Source organism: Acidovorax temperans (assembly GCF_028596105.1).
Taxonomy (GTDB): Bacteria; Pseudomonadota; Gammaproteobacteria; order Burkholderiales; family Burkholderiaceae_C; genus Acidovorax; species Acidovorax temperans.
Window position 1 is genome coordinate 2,607,746 of the sequence record NZ_CP117193.1, and the last position, 17,470, is coordinate 2,625,215.

Genomic DNA, 17,470 nt, shown 5'->3' on the forward strand with positions numbered 1-17,470 from the left:
CCGTTCTTTTCTGGACAAAATTGTGGATAACTCTGAACAAGTGCTGTATGAGCGTCGCAAGTCATTGATTTACAAGGGCCGCCTATCCGCTGCACATTTTTTAAGCAAATTGGCACATGGGCTGCCGGCCCGGAAAAAACCAGGCAACACTGTGGCGCTCTATTTTTGATAGCATCTTGCGCTTGACTGTGAAGCGCTAACACCCTTTTTTATGCAAACACCGCCATGGGCCCACAGCCCCGCTGCTGAACGCAACCAGGGCCCCATCCTTGCGGTGCTGCAAGCGCTGCTCGCCCCCCGTGGCAACGCTCTGGAGATTGCGAGCGGCACGGGGCAGCACGCAGCGCACTTTGGCGCCGCCCTGCCCGGCTGGCGCTGGCAGCCCACTGACTGGCAAGACGATCTGTTCGCGTCGATCTCCGGATGGTGCGCGCACAGCGGTGCGCAGCAGGTATTGCCGCCGCTGCGGCTGGACGTGACCCAGGCGCAATGGCCCAGCGAGGGCGAGCCCTTCTCCACGCCGTTTGACCTGATTTACTGCGCCAACATGATCCACATTGCGCCCTGGGAATGCTGCGTGGCACTGATGCGCGGCGCCGCCCGCCACCTGGCCGCCGACGGAATGCTGGTGACCTATGGCCCCTATCTGGAGCAAGGGGTTCTCACTTCTCCAGGCAATCTGGCCTTTGACGCCAGCCTGCGAGCCCAAAACAGCCAGTGGGGCCTGCGCGCGCTGGAAGATGTCGCCCGGCAGGCAGAGGCGGCCGGCCTCCGTTTGAGCGAGCGCCACGCCATGCCTGCCAACAACCTGCTGCTGGTGTGGCGGCGCTCGCGTTGACCCGATCATTCCCTCTGCCACTTACCCCTTCCGCCCACCGCTCACTTCGGCCCCAACCACCATGACCCAAGCTGCCCCCTTTTTCATCGCCCGCATCGAGCCCGACGGCACCCAGTGCGATGCCTGGCCCGAACAACCGCTGCTGACTTCCATGGAGCAAGGCGGCATCGACTGGCCCAGTTCCTGCCGCAATGGCACCTGCCGCACCTGCATCGGCCATTTGGTTGAAGGAAGCGTGCGCTATGACATCGAATGGCCGGGCCTGAGTCCTGAAGAAAAGGCCGAAGGCTGCGTACTGCCGTGCGTGGCCTACCCCGAGTCGGATGTGGTGCTGCAGGGCAGCGCGATCTGACCCAAGGGCTGGCACAAAAGGCCGACTCAGCCGCAAGCTCTGCAGCCGCCCATGGCAACGCCGTTTTTTTGCCAGCCATGACAGAGGCCATTGATCCGGCGCACCAAAGCGCGGCCCCGGCTGAACTAAAATACTCAGCTTTGCAAGAGGCTGCACGCTTGGCCCCTTGCGCTGCGGCAGCGCCGCACAACATGTTCTTTGGATGGCCAAGCGACCCTTTGCGGTTGTGCGGCCCATGAGGGCGTGTGGTTTCGCGCTGCACAACCCCGCTGTGGCCCTAACGAAAGCCCTCTCCCATGAACACCCCCCTCACCCCTGTGTCCATCTCGCCCGTCGAAGACATCGTGGCCGACATGCGCGCTGGGCGCATCGTCATCCTGGTGGACGAAGAAGACCGTGAAAACGAAGGCGACCTGGTGCTCGCCGCCGACCACGTCACCCCAGAAGCCATCAACTTCATGGCCCGCTTTGGCCGCGGCCTGATCTGCCTGACGCTGACCCGCGAGCGTTGCGAGTTCCTGAAGCTGCCCCCCATGGCAGCGCGCAATGGCACGGTGTACAGCACCGCATTCACCGTGTCTATCGAAGCAGCCGAAGGCGTGACCACCGGCATTTCCGCCGCTGACCGTGCCCGCACCGTGCAAGTGGCCGTGGACCGCAAGAGCCAGCCTTCCGACCTGGTGCAGCCAGGCCACATCTTCCCGCTGCAGGCGGTGGATGGCGGCGTGCTGATGCGCGCCGGGCACACGGAAGCCGGGTGCGATCTGGCCGCCATGGCCGGCTGCAGCCCGTCGTCGGTGATCTGCGAGATCATGAAGGACGACGGCACCATGGCCCGCCTGCCCGACCTGCAGCTGTTTGCCGCAGAGCATGGCCTGAAGATTGGCACCATTGCCGATCTCATCCAATACCGCAGCCGCAATGAATCGCTGGTGGAAAAAGTGGGCAGCCGCCCGCTGACCACGGCATACGGCACCTTCACCGCCCACGCCTTCCGCGACAAGCCCAGCCAGGCCGTGCACCTGGCCCTGGTCAAGGGCGAATGGACGGCCGACGAAGTGGTGCCCGTGCGCGTGCACGAACCTCTGTCGGTGCTTGACGCGCTGGAAATCAACCGCTCCATGCATTCATGGGGTCTGGACACCAGCCTGCAGTACCTGGCCAAGCAGGGCAAGGGCGTGGCGGTGCTGCTGAACTGCGGCGAAACCGCGCAGCAATTGCTGGCCCAGTTTGAAGGCACGGCCCGCGCATCTCAGGCCCCAGAGCGCGGCCGCATGGATCTGCGCACTTATGGCGTGGGCGCGCAAATCCTGCGCGACTGCGGCGTGCAAAAAATGGCACTCATGGGCCAGCCCCGCCGCATGCCCAGCATGGCCGGCTACGGCCTCGAAATCACCGGCTTCATCCCCAAGGAATAAACATGTTTGGCGCAGAAAAAGGCACAGCGGACAAGCTGGACGGCAAGAAGTTGCACATCGGTATCGTGCAGGCCCGCTTCAATGAAAGCATCACCAACACCCTGGCCTCTGCCTGCCTGGCAGAGCTGAAGGCACTGGGCGTGCAGGAAAAGAACATCACCCACGTGAAAGTGCCCGGCGCACTGGAAGTGCCCGTGGCGCTGCAAGCCATGGCCGAGAGCGACAGCTTTGACGCCCTCATCGCACTGGGCTGCATCATCCGCGGCGAGACTTATCACTTTGAGCTGGTGGCCAACGAGTCTGGCGCCGGCGTGACGCGACTCTCGCTCGATTACCAGATCCCCATCGCCAACGCGATCATCACCACCGAAAACATGGAGCAAGCCATTGCCCGCCAGAGCGACAAGGGCACCGATGCAGCCCGTGTGGCAGTAGAGATGGCCAACCTGCTGGACGAATTGTCATGACCGAAACCACCCCATCGTCCAAAACGCGCCCACCCAAGCAATCGCGCACCGGCCTCAAGGCCAACGGTACGCGCAAGGCGGCATCCAAATCCAACCGCAGCCGTGCGCGCGAATTTGCGCTGCAGGCGCTGTACCAGCACATCGTGGGCCGCAACGACGCGGCTGCCATCGACTCCTTCACGCGTGACCTTGCAGGCTTTCACAAGGCCGACGCGGCGCACTACAACGCCGTGCTGCATGGTTGCATCAACACCGCTGATGATCTGGACGCCCTGATCACGCCGCTGCTGGACCGCAAGCTGGGCGAGATCTCGCCCATCGAACGCGCCTCCATGTGGATCGGCGTGTACGAGTTCATGCACTGCATGGACGTGCCATGGCGCGTGGTGCTCAATGAATGCATTGAGCTGGCCAAGGAGTTTGGTGGCACCGACGGCCACAAGTACGTGAATGCCGTGCTCAACGGCCTGGCCCCCCGCTTGCGTGCCAACGAAGTCGCTGCCGACAAAGCGGCTGGCAAGCCCGGCCCCGAAGCCGCAGCCGCCGAAGGCGAAGGGGCCTGAGCCCTTCCCGTGCTGCGCCTATCTGTCGATGGGTGCTGCACCGGCCAGCCAGAGGCCGCGCCTCCGGCGCAGTCTTTCTCTTTTGAGCCATGCCCGCAGCCTCGCGGGCCGCAGGATTCCCGAGCATGAAATTCTCCAGCCGCGCAGAGCGCATTGATCCGTTTTATGTCATGGAAGTGGCCAAGGCCGCCCAGGCCATGGCACGCGAGGTGGCGGGCACCAGCGAGCCCATGATCTTTCTGAACATCGGCGAGCCGGACTTCACCGCCCCGCCGCTGGTGCAGGAAGCTGCAGCCAAGGCGGTGCGCGACGGTGCCACCCAATACACCAACGCCCTGGGCCTGGATGCGCTGCGCGAACGTATCAGCGGCTGGTACCAAAGCCGCTTCGGGGTGGACGTTCCGGCACGGCGCATTGTGGTTACGGCTGGCGCATCTGCCGCATTGCACCTGGCCTGCCTGGCGCTGATTGAGCGTGGCGACGAAATCCTGATGCCCGACCCGAGCTACCCCTGCAACCGCCACTTCGTGAGCGCTGCCGAAGGCCGGGCCGTGCTGGTGCCCACCACGGCAGCCGAGCGCTACCAGCTGAGCAGCGACAAGGTGCACGCCGCGTGGACGGACAAGACACGGGGCGTGCTGCTGGCATCGCCCTCTAACCCCACCGGCACATCGATTGCCCCCGCCGAACTGCGCCGCATTCACGAGGTGGTGCAGTCGCGTGGCGGCGTGACCATGATCGACGAGATCTACCTGGGCTTGTCGTACGAGGAAGAGTTTGGCCACACCGCCCTGGCCATCGATGAGCACATCATCAGCATCAACAGCTTCAGCAAGTACTTCAACATGACCGGCTGGCGCCTGGGCTGGATGGTGGTGCCCGATGCCATGGTGCCCGTGGTGGAGCGGCTGGCACAAAACCTTTTCATCTGCGCCAGCACCGTGTCGCAACAGGCCGCCCTCGCCTGCTTTGAAGCCGAGAGCATTGCCGAATACGAACGCCGCCGCGCCGAGTTCAAGGCGCGCCGCGATTACTTCATCCCGGCCTTGCAGTCGCTGGGGCTGAGCGTGCCCGTGATGCCGGATGGCGCCTTTTACGCCTGGGCCGACTGCACCGACGCAGCCCAGCGCCTGGGCGTGCAAGGCAGCTGGGACTTTGCCCTGGAAGTGATGCGCCGCGCCCATGTGGCCATCACACCGGGCCGTGACTTTGGCAGCTTTGAGCCCGAACGGTTTGTGCGCTTCTCCACGGCCAACTCCATGGAGCAATTGCAGGAATCCGTAGCGCGACTGCGCAAGCTGCTGGCCTGAGCGGCATTGAGGGAACGGCATGGCTTTTGAATTCCCGATCCGCGTGTACTGGGAGGACACCGATGCCGGCGGCATCGTGTTCTATGCCAACTACCTGAAGTTCTTTGAGCGCGCGCGCACCGAATGGCTGCGCTCATTGGGCGTTGGCCAGCACAATTTGCGGGAACAAACCGGCGGCATGTTTGTCGTAACCGACGCGCAGTTGCGTTACCTGCGGCCCGCCAAGCTGGACGACGAACTGATTGTTACCGCCAGCCTGCTCGACAAGGGCCGCGCATCCCTGACAATCACGCAGCAAGCGCTCCTGAAACCAGAGCACATGACCAAAGACAAGCCCACGTTGCTGACCGAAGGCACCATCCGCATTGGCTGGGTGGATGCTGCAACGATGCGGCCCGCAAGAATACCGAGCACCCTTCTGGAACAACTTTCATGACCCCTCAAAACATGTCCATCTTGAACCTGGTGCTGCAGGCCAGCTGGGTGGTGCAGCTGGTGATGTTGCTGCTGCTCAGCGTCTCCATCGCCAGCTGGGCGGCCATCTTCCGCAAGCTGTTTGCACTCAAGCGGGTGAAGTCGCTCAACGAGGATTTTGAGCGCGAGTTCTGGTCCGGCACCAGCCTGAATGACCTGTTTGCCAGCGCAGCACAGAACGCCAAGAACGCAGGCCCGATGGAGCGCATTTTTGCCAGCGGCATGCGCGAATACCAAAAGCTGCGCGAGCGCCGCATCACCGACCCCGGCACGCTGCTGGACGGCGCCCGCCGCGCCATGCGTGCGAGCTTCCAGCGCGAGATGGATGTGGTGGAGTCCAGCCTGTCGTTCCTCGCATCGGTAGGCTCCGTCTCGCCTTACGTCGGCCTGTTTGGCACCGTGTGGGGCATCATGCACGCCTTCACTGGCTTTGCAGGCATGGAGCAGGTCACCCTGGCTACCGTGGCCCCCGGCATTGCCGAAGCGCTGGTCGCCACGGCCATTGGCCTGTTCTCTGCCATTCCTGCGGTGATTGCCTACAACCGGTTTGCGCGTGATATTGATCGCGTGGCCACGCACCTCGAAACCTTCATCGAAGAGTTCTCCAACATCCTGCAGCGCAACCTGGGCGCACAGCCTTCGCAATCGGCCTCTGGCCATTAAGGAGCCCGCATGCCCGCCATGGCGTCCCGCGGCCGAGGCCGTCGCACCATCAATGAAATCAACATGGTGCCCTTCATTGACGTGATGCTGGTGCTGCTCATCATCTTCATGGTGACAGCGCCCATGCTCACGCCCGGCATGATCGATGTGCCCAGCGTGGGCAAAGGCAAAAATGTGCCCAAGGTGGTGGCGCAGGTGATCGTGAACAAGGACGGGTCACTGCAGCTCAAGACGCCTGACGCTACGCGCACCGTCACCCAGCGCGAAGTGGGTGAGGCCGCCCTGCGCTGGCAAAAAGACCAGAGCAAGGACACCGCCGTCATCATCAGCGCGGACAAGGGCGTGCAATACGAAGCCGTGGTCAAAGCCATGGATGCCCTGCAAAAAGCCGGCGTGCAGCGCGTGGGCCTTTCCGTCAAGCAAGGCGGCTGATACCGCAGCGTCACCAGGCCATCCATGCACGCTCACGACGAACGCGACCAGTTCTCTCCCCCCTCGCCGCCCGGCCGCCTGCGCGCGGTGTCGCTGGCCGTTGTGGTGCACGCCGCATTGATCGCGGCGCTGACCATGGGGGTGAACTGGACCACGACGACCGACCAGCCCGCAGTGGAGGCCGAGCTGTGGTCAGCGGTTCCGCAGCAGGCCGCGCCTGCCCTCGTGGCCCCGCCCCCACCGCCTGCGCCTCCCACGCCCGCAGAGCCTCCTCCGCCACCCGCTGCCGTGGTGCCGCCCCCGCCTCCACCTGCGCCACGGGCTCAGGAAAAGCCTGACACCCGCGAAGCAGACATTGCCATCGAGCGCGAGAAAAAGCGGCTGGCGCAGGAAAAGCGTGAACGCGCCGAACAGCAGGAGCGAGAAAAGCGCGAACGTGAGCGCCGCGAGAAGTTGGAAGCCGAGAAGAAAGAGCGCCTGCAAAAAGAAAAAGAACGCGAGAAGGAACGTGAAAAAGAGCGCGAGCTGAAGGAAAAGCAGGAAGCACAAAAACGCGCCGAGCAAAAGAAGCAGGCCGAAGAAAAGCGCCGTGCCGAAGAAGCAGAAGCCAAGCGCAAGGCCACCGCAGACGCGGAGGCCAAACGCAAGGCAGAAGCCGATGCGAAGCGCCGGGCCGATGCCGAAGCCAAGGAACTGGCCGCCTTGCGTGACGCCAACATGCGCCGCATGCAAGGCCTGGCGGGCGCCACGGGCGGCGAACATGCCACGGGCAAAGACAAGGTTACCTCGGGCCCCTCAGGCAGCTACGGCGGCAAGGTGGCAGCCAAGGTCAAGCCCAACATCGTGTACCCCGATGCTATTTCGGGCAACCCCCGGGCCGTGGTGGAAGTGCGTGCGGCGCCCGACGGGACCATCGTCGGCAAAAAGCTAATCCAGTCCAGTGGCAACAAGGCATGGGACGACGCCGTGTTGCGCGCACTGGAAAAGACAGAAACCTTGCCGCGCGATGTGGATGGGCGTGTGCCTTCCTCACTGGAGATTGGCTTCAGGCCACAGGATTGAATGAGAGAGTGGCGCCTGGGCGCTTGTAACCACAAGCCACCCAGGTTGCCCGCGATTTCAAGACAAAACGACCTCTAGCGCTTGTCAGACAAGCGCAAGCAGCTATATTTTTTATAGCATGTCATCAAACCTGTAGCTCAAGGCGCCACTGGCTGGCGCTCTCGCAGCCAGCGCACGGCATCTGCCTGTTTGCCAAACTGGGCCCAGTCCAGCGCCGTTTTGCCGTGCGCGTCGCGGCTCCACAAATCCACGCCTTGCGCGTGCAACCACTCCAAAGCGGCCAGGCGCCCTTTGGCCGCCGCCAGCATGGCCGGTGTCTCGCCACGGCTTGCCGGGGCAGGCTCCACCAGTGACTGGCCCTGCCCTTGCAGCCACGCCAGGCAAGGCACACAGCCGCTTTGCGCGGCCATGTGCACGGGGCCCCAGTCCCAGCGGTTGCGGGCCTGCAAGCTGGCACCCGCCTGCACCAGCCGTTGCGCCACGCCAAGGTGGCCGCCATAGAAGGCCCGCAGCAAGGCGGTGTCGCCCCGCTCACTGTCTTTTTGCGTCTGTCGAAAATCCACCTGCGCGCCTGCCTGGAGCAACAGTTCCACATGCTCCTGCTGCCCACGATGCGCTGCGAGCATGAGCATGGAAGAACCACTGTCGGCCAGCAAATTGGGGTTCGCGCCCTGCTGCAGCGCCTGCGTCAGGGCTCGTGCATTTCCTGCGTTCTGGGCGTCGATGAGTTGGGCATCCGCGGGGGCCCAGATGCGTTCCACCTGTGGAGCACGGGCAGACTGCTGGTGCCGGGCGGGGTTCCAGGCCAGAACCCGGGCATCCGTCGCCCATGCGCACGCCAGCGCTGCGACCAACAAGCTGCCCCACGCAGGCCTGGAATGCCCCGTTGCCACCGCCCGCTGCAACCCTGGCGTGAAGCGGCCTTGACGGTCCTTCCACGCCTGCGCGATAGCTTGACCTACGGCACGCGCAGTGCCCGTGCCATGCACACCAGGGGTGAGCCTGGTCAACTCACCCTGTGCATTTTTGGCATGCACGGCGTAGTAGTCTCGCTTCGCGGCGCCTGCGCCTTTCGTAAAAAACAGTTTGTAGACCAGGGACTGGCTGGCAGCACCGGGCAGCTGGACCCGTCGCGACCAGAGCCACGACCCTCTTGCCACCAGCAGACCATCGTCCAGCACGCTCAAAGTCCAGCGCCGGGTTGCAGCGTGCAGCAGCCACCCCAGCAACACCAGCCAGGCCAACATGCCCCCCAGGCTCTGCGGTAGCACGAACGCGCCGGGCTGCAGGCGGGCATGGAGCCACCCATCGCCCACCAATGCGGCAGCAGCCACCACGGCAGACCAGCGCCAGGGCGTTTGCCCAAACTGCAGACTCCATCCATCAGCCCCTTCGCGCACCTGAACATTGACGGGCAGCCGGGATGCGTCCGGCGAAGCCGCGCCGCCCTCTTCCGCCTCGCCAATCGCTCCGATGGGGGTTTCCTCCTGCCAGGCAGCCGAAGGAGCGTACGGATCGACATCCAACCGCGCCCCTATCGCGGTGGATGCTCGAATGGGCAATTCATAAGCCAGCTCCAGTCCGCCCTCTGCCCCCAGCAACTCCAACCGCCAGTCCACGCGCTCGCCACTGCGCTGGGCACCATGGGCAGGAGCATCGTCTGGAAGGGAAAACCGGGCGACCAGGCGCAGATGTCCATCGCCCACTGCCAGGCGGCGCGTGCCAGCCTCCAGGGTCTGCACGCGCCGCTCGGGTGAACCTGAACTGGCCTCGTCCACACGGTACTGCGCCACGCGCAGCTGGAATTGGCCGGCAGCCGGGTGCTGCGCTGCGCGGGGCGGAAGCACCAGCGTCACTTCAACGGGCTGACCTGCCCTGGGCCGTGACGGCAGTGCCGTCATGACCAGCCCACGGTAGCGCCATACCTTGCGGGTTTGATGGACAGCAGACCAGGCCATGCCCGCGCCAATGGCCACAAAACCACCCAGAAGCGCCTTGACCCACCAGGGTGCGCGAGCGTCGCTCCAGAACAGCGCCGCCATGGGAAAGGAAATACCGCACCAGAACAGCGTGAAGGCCCACAGACCCCAATGGCTGTTGGTCAGCGGGTTTGGCGGTGAGTCTTCTGGCGCCTTTGCATCGCGGCCCAACAGCAGCCGCCACAGCATCCAGCCAGCGGCCAAGCCCACCCCGGTAAAGACCAGTGCAAACGGCAAGCGAAAGATTTGCAACCGCCAGCGGATGGACGGGTCTACCAGGGCTTGAGAGGGCTGCGCGGGATTGACCCAGACCGTGATGGGGCGCCCTTGTTGCTGCGCCTGGTACAGCGTCTGAAACCATCGTTCCTGCCAATCACCCACGTTGTCGGCACCCGCTTGGGGGTCCAACCCCACACGCTGACTTTCGTAGGCTTTGCCAGCCACTTCGTAGCGATAGCGCGTCAGCACCTGATAGGTAGTGCCGCCCTCACTGTCCGCATGTTTGCGAATCTGGGCGTCCAGCACCTGCGCTGGCACAGGCTGCCAGGACTGGACGGACAACGCAGCCTGCAAGGTGGAGGCCAGAGGACGCAGCCCGGCCCAGTAACCCACGGCCGTGAAGAGGACTGCAAAGACGGCACAAAACACCACCAACACGCCCCGCCCCACTGCCGTTTTTCCTTCTGCCATGGCCCCTCCTTTTTGTTGTTATGGCCTCCAGCATAGTGACGGATTCATGACAATTTGGTGACAGCACCCAACAAAAAACGGCCCCGAAGGGCAATGCCGCTCAGTTAAGTCTGAGCGGCATTTTTTTGACGGGATACTGGGTCTTGGTCATACGAACCTCACGCGGATACCGCCTGTGGGATCTGCGAGGCGGCAGCACGAAGCGGCGGATGTTCTTTCTCATGGCCGCAAGCTTGGCCGGGATGGCCCCAGGGGTGTGTGATCCTGAACTCCACAGCCACTCATCCACGATGTAGCGCAGCGCCGTGATGAAGCTGATGCGACAGGGCTGCACTTTGGCCTCGTCTGCGATGCGCGTGATCTCCAAGCGGATCAGGTTGTACATCAGCAAGGTTGCCCACAGCTCTTGCTTGACCCCATCGGGTTGCTGGCTGCGCAACGTCATCGCCTGGCCCAGCATGTCCGTCTTCATCTCTCCATAGGCCAGCTCAATCTCCCAGCGTTCGTGGTACAGCGCGAACACCTCCTCGGCCTTGTAGCGTGCCGGATCCATCAGGGACGTGAACAAGGTTCTGGGTTTGCCATCGAGTTCACGGGTGATGGCGCGCACCTCCCACGTGAGCGGCAAGCCGGGGTCTTTCTTGCGAGCTTGGGGCGAGACCTTCATGCGCAAGCTCACATCGCCAGGGCCATGCGTTTGCACCACCTCGCCCCTGAGTCCGGCACGCGCAGGGATCAGCCAGTGACGTCCCTGGCGGTGTTGCAGCGGCCACAGCAGACTTGCCGAGTAAAACCCTTTGTCCACAATCACCAGCGAGTCAGGCGGCAACTTCGGCCACAAGCGTTCAGCCAATGCGTACTCACTGGTGTCGTAGGCATCCAGGCTGGCATCTACCAATAAACGAGCTCTGGCATCGAGCAAGCAGGCCATGCGCACCAGGGGGAAGGGACTTTGGTGGTCTGCGTGGTTGCGCTGGCAACCAAAGTGCTGGCGGTTGTCTTGTGTGTCGGGGGTACGCCAGACCACGCCATCCAATGCGTACAGCGCCAAGCCTTGCCAGCGGTGGCGAGCGGCCTGCTGGTGCGCCCAATGGGCAGCAGTGTGGCGAAACAGCCATTGCAGGGGCTCACTGCCCAGCCGTTGGCGCGCCTGGCTCAGCGCGCTGGAGCTGATGGGTTCATTGTGCTGCCCAGGCAGTGCCAGCTCCAGTACCTCGGCCACGTTCACGATGGAGCGGTCTCTAAGCAAGGCCACACCCAATACCAGCCAAAGTGCCTGCTCCATGGGCAGTCGCCGCTTGCGCAGCGTGGCTACACCCGTCATCTGCAAGGCCTGTTCAATCCACTGCTGGGGTATGTTGCTTTGAACGACACCCCATTGTTCGGGGCTCGCAAACTCATGGGTATCGTTCAGGTACTCTTGCAGCAGCATTGGCTATCGCTTGACCTCTATGGCCAAAGCTCAATTGATCAAGCCTGCACTGTACAAACAACAAAGACCCCGAAGGGCCTTTGCTTAACTTACTGGCATTGCCCCGAAGGGCCGTTTGCATCGATGCGCTAAGCGCAGCCTGTCAGGCCGTCACGCCCTTTGCAACCTCAGCGTATTCCTCGATCTGGTCGAAGTTCATGTAGCGGTACACGCTGGCCTTGTCGGCGTCGATCACGCCCATTTCCTGCAGATATTCCTCCTTGGTGGGCAGCTTGCCCAGGCGCGAGGCGATGGCGGCCAGCTCGGCAGAGCCCAGGAACACGTTGGTGTTCTTGCCCAGGCGGTTCGGGAAGTTGCGGGTGGAGGTAGAAATCACCGTCGCACCTTCGCGCACTTGGGCCTGGTTGCCCATGCACAGCGAGCAACCGGGCATTTCGGTACGCGCACCGGCGGTACCGAAGGCGGCGTAGTGGCCCTCCTTGATCAGCTCGCTCTGGTCCATCTTGGTGGGCGGTGCCACCCACAGCTTGACGGGAATGTCGCGCTGGCCGCCCAGCAGCTTGGCTGCGGCGCGGAAGTGGCCGATGTTGGTCATGCACGAACCGATGAAGGCTTCATCGATCTTGGTGCCGGCCACTTCCGACAGGAACTTGGCGTCGTCAGGATCGTTGGGGCAGCAGACGATAGGTTCCTTGATGTCGGCCAGATCGATCTCGATCACGGCGGCGTACTCGGCATCCTTGTCGGCTTCGAGCAGGTTGGGGTTGGCCAGCCAGGCTTCCACCTTCTCGATGCGACGCTGCAGCGTCTTCGCGTCCTGGTAACCATCGGCGATCATGTTCTTCATCAGAACGATGTTCGAGCGCAGGTATTCAGCGATGGGCTCTGGGTTGAGCTTGATCGTGCAGCCAGCGGCAGAGCGCTCGGCCGAAGCGTCAGACAGTTCGAAGGCCTGTTCCACCTTCAGGTCTGGCAGACCTTCGATTTCCAGGATCTTGCCGGAGAAGATGTTCTTCTTGCCAGCCTTGGCCACGGTCAGCAAGCCAGCCTTGATGGCGTACAGCGGAATGGCGTGCACCAGATCGCGCAGCGTCACACCGGGCTGCATCTCGCCCTTGAAGCGCACCAGCACCGACTCAGGCATGTCCAGAGGCATCACGCCGGTAGCGGCGCCGAAGGCCACGAGGCCGGAACCTGCGGGGAAGGAAATACCAATCGGGAAACGGGTGTGCGAGTCGCCGCCCGTGCCCACGGTGTCAGGCAACAGCAGGCGGTTCAGCCAGCTGTGGATCACGCCGTCGCCAGGACGCAGTGCCACGCCGCCGCGGTTGCTGATGAACGCTGGCAGTTCGCGGTGCGTCTTGACATCCACTGGCTTGGGATAGGCGGCGGTGTGGCAGAAGGACTGCATCACCAGGTCAGCCGAAAAGCCCAGGCAAGCCAGGTCTTTCAGCTCGTCGCGGGTCATGGGGCCCGTGGTGTCTTGCGAGCCCACGGTGGTCATCTTGGGTTCGCAGTAGGTACCGGGGCGCACGCCCTGGCCTTCTGGCAGACCCACCGCACGGCCGACCATCTTCTGCGCCAATGTGAAGCCAGCATTGGACGCGGCTGGTGCCGTAGGCAGACGGAACACGGTGGAAGCTGGCAGGCCCAGGAATTCACGCGCCTTGGCAGTGAGCGAGCGGCCAATGATCAGGTTGATACGGCCACCGGCGCGCACTTCGTCCAGCAGCACGTCGCTCTTGAGCGCGAACTCAGCCACGGTTTCGCCGTTCTTGACGATCTTGCCGTCGTAGGGCAGCACGTCGATCACGTCGCCCATTTCGAGCTTGGACACATCGACTTCGATGGGCAGAGCGCCGGAATCTTCCTGCGTGTTGAAGAAGATGGGGGCGATCTTGCCACCCAGCGTCACGCCGCCGAAACGCTTGTTCGGCACGAAGGGGATGTCCTGGCCGGTGGCCCAGATCACCGAGTTGGTAGCGGACTTGCGCGAAGAACCGGTGCCCACCACGTCACCGACGTAGGCAACCAAGTGGCCCTTCTTCTTCAGGTCTTCGATGAACTGGATGGGGCCGCGTTTGCCGTCTTCTTCGGGCTTGAAGGCCGCGTCAGGACGGGTGTTCTTGAGCATCGCCAGATAGTGCAGCGGGATGTCTGGACGGCTCCAGGCATCGGGTGCGGGCGACAGGTCGTCGGTATTGGTTTCACCGGGCACTTTAAACACGGTGACGGTGATTTTCTTTTCCACTTCTGGGCGCGATGTGAACCACTCGGCATTGGCCCAGCTCTGCATGACCTCCTGGGCCTTGGCATTGCCGGCCTTGGCCTTGGTGGCGACGTCGTTGAAGAAGTCGAACATCAGCAGCGTCTTCTTGAGGGCTTCTGCGGCCACGCCAGCGACTTCCGCGTCGTCCAGCAGTTCGATCAGAGGGTGCACGTTGTAGCCGCCCACCATGGTGCCCAGCAGCTCGGTCGCCTTGGCCTTGGAGATCAGGCCCACCTTGATGTCGCCATGCGCCACAGCGGCCAGGAAGCTGGCTTTGACCTTGGCGGCATCGTCCACGCCTGGAGGCACACGGTGCGTCAGCAGGTCCAGCAGAAAGGCTTCTTCGCCTGCGGGCGGGTTCTTGATGAGCTCGATCAACTCGGCCACTTGCTTGGCGTCGAGGGGCAGCGGCGGGATGCCCAGGGCGGCGCGCTCGGCGACGTGGTCACGGTAGGCTTTCAACATACTTCTCTCCGGTTACGTTCTAAAGTGGGGCAACAGCGCACCTCCCTGCCCACTGGCCGGGCAAGAAAGTGCTGCGTTTTCAAGGTTCTTATTTGCTGCCGCTGGGGGCGTCAAAAACGCTCTGCGGGGGCGCTTTCTTGATGGCTTCAGCAACAACAAACTGCTCGGGGCTCATGCATTCGTCTGCCATGCGCTGACCCAGCTTCTGGTTCATCAGCATGGACTTGTTGGCAATTTGAAGCCAGACCGCGCCGGCCTTGGTGTCTTCCAGACGCACCGCACCCGTGGTGGTCGCCACGGGAATCATGCGGTACTTGAAGCCCTTGCCTTCGACCTGGAAGTGGCCTGGATTGGCCTTGTCGGCTGAGACATTGACGAAAGCGCCCAGTTCGCAGGCGATGCGCCCGACATGCACACGCTCGGCAATGGCCAACTCTTCGGGGGACAGTGCAGCCTCTGCGGCGATGATGCCGGTAGCCACCTGGTTGGCCGCGCTCTTGAGTTGGGTGCGGCTGCTGGTCTGCTGGGCCTTGGCCACTACAGTCTTGCCATTGCCTGCCGCAGCGGTAGAGGATTTGGTGGTGTTGGCGGGCTTGGCCTTGGCCGCCGTCGCCTGTTTGGCCGATGCAGGCTTGGCAGGCGTTGCGGCGCCGGAACCCTGGGCCATCACCCAAGCAGGCGCCAAAAGCAGGAGAGCGGAGGCGAAAAGTTGTTTCATGGCGTCAAAGCTCCAGTAAAAATCATGCAGTAACGTGGCTCACGGGCGTAACCACATCAAACCAGTGGCCCACCGAGGAAGGAAGCGCGACGCCAGTGTAGTGCGCACGCTCCAGCAACTGCCAGTAGTAGCGGTAACTCGCCCGGTCATGCAACACCCCATCGTGGCTGATGGGGGCCCACTGGGCGGCCTGGGCTGCCAGCAGGATGCGCGCCGCCGCTTCCACCTCAGCCAACGCCGGCGCAAACGCACGCAGGATGGGGCGGATCTGCGACGGATGGATGCTCCACATCCGGGTGTAACCCAGTTCCTGGGATGCGCGCTGGGCCGCAGCCTGCATCGCGGCAGGGTCGGTGAATTCCGTCACCACGCAATGCGAGGGCACCTTGCCGTAGGCATGACAGGCTGCTGCAATCTCCAGCTTGGCACGCACCACCAGAGGGTGGGCGAACTGCCCCTGCGATGTCATGGCGTGGGCAGGAATGGCGCCGCCGTGGGAGGAGACAAAGTCCATCAACCCAAAGCTGATGCTCTGCACCCGGGTGTGGGATGCGATCTCAAAAGCGTGTGATACCGCCAAGGGCGATTCAATCAGCACATGCAAAGGCAAATGGGTGGCGCCTGCACGCAGCAAGGCTTGTTCGGCAGCAACCACGTCGTCCACCGTTTCCACCTTGGGCACCATGATGTGACACAGGCGTTGACCGGCCGCGCCGGCAATGATGTCGATATCGCTTGCAAAAGCGGGGTGGTCTGTGGCGTGCACCCGCGCTGCCACCCGGGCAGTGGCCGAGGCACCCGAGGCCAGCGAAGCCACCAGGCGGGCGTGCTCCACCTCTTGCCCCACCGGAGCGCCGTCTTCGCAATCCAGCGTCACGTCTACCACGCAAGCGCCAAACTCTTCGGTCAGCTCAGCCTGCATCTGCAGGCTCTTGCGCATGCGAGCTTCCACACCGCTGTAGTGATCGCACACAGGCAATGCCTGACCACCCGCCTGGGCGCCGAGCAGTATTTCACGGGGGTGGAGTGCGTCCATCATCAGCTACAGGGCTATGTGCAATGCCCAGGGGGAGAAAAATCGTGTGGCCACTGCAAATCGAAAGCAAGGGCCACAGCATGTCTCTCACCGCTCTCAAATTGAGAGCTGCTAGCGCTTGATTGGCGGGCGCTAGAGGCCAAAAACCCTCAAACCGCCCGCCACAAAGCGCTAGCGACTACGTGCTTTACAGCAGGTGCTTGACGCCGTCCTTCTCGCCTTCGAGCTCAGCCAGGGTCTTGTTGATGCACTCTTGGCTGAATGCGTCGATGGGCAGACCTTCGACGATCTTGTATTCGCCGCCTTCGCAGGTGACGGGGTAACCGAACACGACTTCCTTGGGAATGCCGTATTCGCCATTGGAAGGAATACCCATGGTGACCCACTTGCCGTTGGTGCCCAGGGCCCAGTCGCGCATGTGGTCGATGGCAGCGTTGGCGGCCGAGGCAGCCGACGACAGGCCACGGGCTGCGATGATGGCGGCGCCGCGCTTGCCCACGGTGGGCAGGAACGTATTGACGTTCCAGTCGTGGTCGTTGATGGTGTCCTTCACGGACTTGCCGTTCACTGTAGCGAAACGGTAGTCAGCGTACATGGTGGGCGAGTGGTTGCCCCACACGGCCAGCTTTTCGATATCGCCCACAGCGCAGCCGATCTTGGCGGCGATTTGCCAAACAGCGCGGTTGTGGTCCAGACGCAGCATGGCGGTGAAGTTCTTGGCTGGCAGATCAGGAGCGGATTTCATGGCGATGTAGGCGTTGGTGTTGGCGGGGTTGCCCACCACCAGCACGCGCACATTGCGGGAAGCCACGGCGTTCAGAGCCTTGCCTTGGGCAGTGAAGATCTGGGCGTTGGCAGCCAGCAGGTCAGCGCGCTCCATGCCTGGGCCGCGAGGACGGGCACCCACCAGCAGGGCGTAATCGGTGTCCTTGAAAGCGGTCATGGGGTCGCTGTGGGCTTCGATGCCAGCCAGCAGAGGGAAGGCGCAGTCTTCCAGCTCCATGATCACGCCCTTGAGTGCGTTCTGGGCCTTTTCGTCAGGAATTTCCAGCAGTTGCAGGATGACGGGCTGATCCTTGCCGAGCATTTCGCCGGAGGCGATGCGGAACAGCAGTGCGTAACCGATTTGACCAGCGGCGCCAGTAACGGCAACACGGACAGGCTTCTTGCTCATGGTGAAAAACTCCAGGAAGTGACAAAAACAGGTAAAGGTGCAACGCAGCACCAGCGCCTGTTACCAGCAGCCCGTGCCCCGCAAACAGCCTTGGAGTTTACCCCCGTTTCATGGCCTCGGTCAATTTG

General features: G+C 63.0%; 17 protein-coding genes. 11 read left to right on the top strand and 6 right to left on the bottom strand.

The window, feature by feature from the left end; all coding sequences use genetic code 11:
• Positions 1-22 precede the first annotated feature (22 nt).
• The 11 genes from PQV96_RS12365 (at position 23) to tolA (ending at position 7,579) form a co-directional block, all read left to right on the top strand.
• Entirely contained in the window at positions 23-169 is a 147-nt protein-coding gene (locus tag PQV96_RS12365; RefSeq protein WP_156451199.1) for a hypothetical protein, read from the top strand.
• Positions 170-211: 42 nt separating this feature from the next.
• The gene (locus PQV96_RS12370; protein ID WP_066690847.1) at positions 212-838 is read left to right on the top strand and encodes a DUF938 domain-containing protein; all 627 of its coding nucleotides are present in this window, start codon (positions 212-214) and stop codon (positions 836-838) included.
• Positions 839-899: 61 nt separating this feature from the next.
• The gene (locus tag PQV96_RS12375; protein ID WP_044397561.1) at positions 900-1,190 is read left to right on the top strand and encodes a 2Fe-2S iron-sulfur cluster-binding protein; all 291 of its coding nucleotides are present in this window, start codon (positions 900-902) and stop codon (positions 1,188-1,190) included.
• 296 nt (positions 1,191-1,486) lie between these two features.
• Positions 1,487-2,608 carry a bifunctional 3,4-dihydroxy-2-butanone-4-phosphate synthase/GTP cyclohydrolase II gene (gene ribBA / locus PQV96_RS12380; protein ID WP_142084639.1) on the top strand — a complete coding sequence of 374 codons (1,122 nt, stop codon included), beginning with the start codon at positions 1,487-1,489 and terminating at the stop codon, positions 2,606-2,608.
• Between the two features lie 2 nt (positions 2,609-2,610).
• Positions 2,611-3,075 (top strand): 6,7-dimethyl-8-ribityllumazine synthase, encoded by a 465-nt coding sequence (gene ribH / locus PQV96_RS12385; RefSeq protein WP_044397565.1) that lies wholly within the window; start codon positions 2,611-2,613, stop codon positions 3,073-3,075.
• A complete protein-coding gene (nusB, locus tag PQV96_RS12390; protein WP_044397567.1) occupies positions 3,072-3,638 on the top strand; it encodes a transcription antitermination factor NusB in 567 nt (188 codons plus the stop codon). Before ribH ends, nusB begins: the two co-directional genes overlap by 4 nt.
• 125 nt (positions 3,639-3,763) lie before the next feature.
• The gene (locus tag PQV96_RS12395; RefSeq protein WP_273623094.1) at positions 3,764-4,948 is read left to right on the top strand and encodes a pyridoxal phosphate-dependent aminotransferase; all 1,185 of its coding nucleotides are present in this window, start codon (positions 3,764-3,766) and stop codon (positions 4,946-4,948) included.
• A 19-nt stretch (positions 4,949-4,967) separates the two neighbouring features.
• The gene (ybgC, locus tag PQV96_RS12400; RefSeq protein ID WP_273623096.1) at positions 4,968-5,384 is read left to right on the top strand and encodes a tol-pal system-associated acyl-CoA thioesterase; all 417 of its coding nucleotides are present in this window, start codon (positions 4,968-4,970) and stop codon (positions 5,382-5,384) included.
• A complete protein-coding gene (tolQ, locus tag PQV96_RS12405; RefSeq protein ID WP_066693536.1) occupies positions 5,381-6,085 on the top strand; it encodes a protein TolQ in 705 nt (234 codons plus the stop codon). The genes ybgC and tolQ overlap by 4 nt, the downstream gene beginning before the upstream one ends.
• 9 nt (positions 6,086-6,094) lie before the next feature.
• Positions 6,095-6,517, top strand: a complete 423-nt coding sequence (locus tag PQV96_RS12410; RefSeq protein ID WP_066693534.1) for a biopolymer transporter ExbD — start codon at positions 6,095-6,097, stop codon at positions 6,515-6,517.
• Positions 6,518-6,541: 24 nt separating this feature from the next.
• Entirely contained in the window at positions 6,542-7,579 is a 1,038-nt protein-coding gene (tolA, locus tag PQV96_RS12415) for a cell envelope integrity protein TolA (protein ID WP_273623097.1), read from the top strand.
• Between the two features lie 137 nt (positions 7,580-7,716).
• Here the strand turns inward: tolA and PQV96_RS12420 are convergent, their stop codons facing one another.
• The 6 genes from PQV96_RS12420 to PQV96_RS12445 all read right to left on the bottom strand — a co-directional run bounded on the left by PQV96_RS12420 (position 7,717) and on the right by PQV96_RS12445 (position 17,342).
• Positions 7,717-10,248, bottom strand: a complete 2,532-nt coding sequence (locus PQV96_RS12420; protein ID WP_273623098.1) for an ankyrin repeat domain-containing protein — start codon at positions 10,246-10,248, stop codon at positions 7,717-7,719.
• A 100-nt stretch (positions 10,249-10,348) separates the two neighbouring features.
• The gene (locus PQV96_RS12425; RefSeq protein ID WP_125958944.1) at positions 10,349-11,680 is read right to left on the bottom strand and encodes an IS4 family transposase; all 1,332 of its coding nucleotides are present in this window, start codon (positions 11,678-11,680) and stop codon (positions 10,349-10,351) included.
• A gap of 142 nt (positions 11,681-11,822) precedes the next feature.
• Entirely contained in the window at positions 11,823-14,414 is a 2,592-nt protein-coding gene (gene acnB, locus PQV96_RS12430) for a bifunctional aconitate hydratase 2/2-methylisocitrate dehydratase (RefSeq protein WP_273623099.1), read from the bottom strand.
• An 88-nt stretch (positions 14,415-14,502) separates the two neighbouring features.
• Positions 14,503-15,132 carry a hypothetical protein gene (locus PQV96_RS12435; protein WP_142084653.1) on the bottom strand — a complete coding sequence of 210 codons (630 nt, stop codon included), beginning with the start codon at positions 15,130-15,132 and terminating at the stop codon, positions 14,503-14,505.
• Between the two features lie 22 nt (positions 15,133-15,154).
• Positions 15,155-16,168: an HpcH/HpaI aldolase/citrate lyase family protein gene (locus PQV96_RS12440; RefSeq protein WP_273623100.1), complete on the bottom strand. Its 1,014-nt coding sequence runs from the start codon at positions 16,166-16,168 to the stop codon at positions 15,155-15,157.
• A 187-nt stretch (positions 16,169-16,355) separates the two neighbouring features.
• The gene (locus PQV96_RS12445; RefSeq protein WP_066695468.1) at positions 16,356-17,342 is read right to left on the bottom strand and encodes a malate dehydrogenase; all 987 of its coding nucleotides are present in this window, start codon (positions 17,340-17,342) and stop codon (positions 16,356-16,358) included.
• Positions 17,343-17,470: the final 128 nt, after the last annotated feature.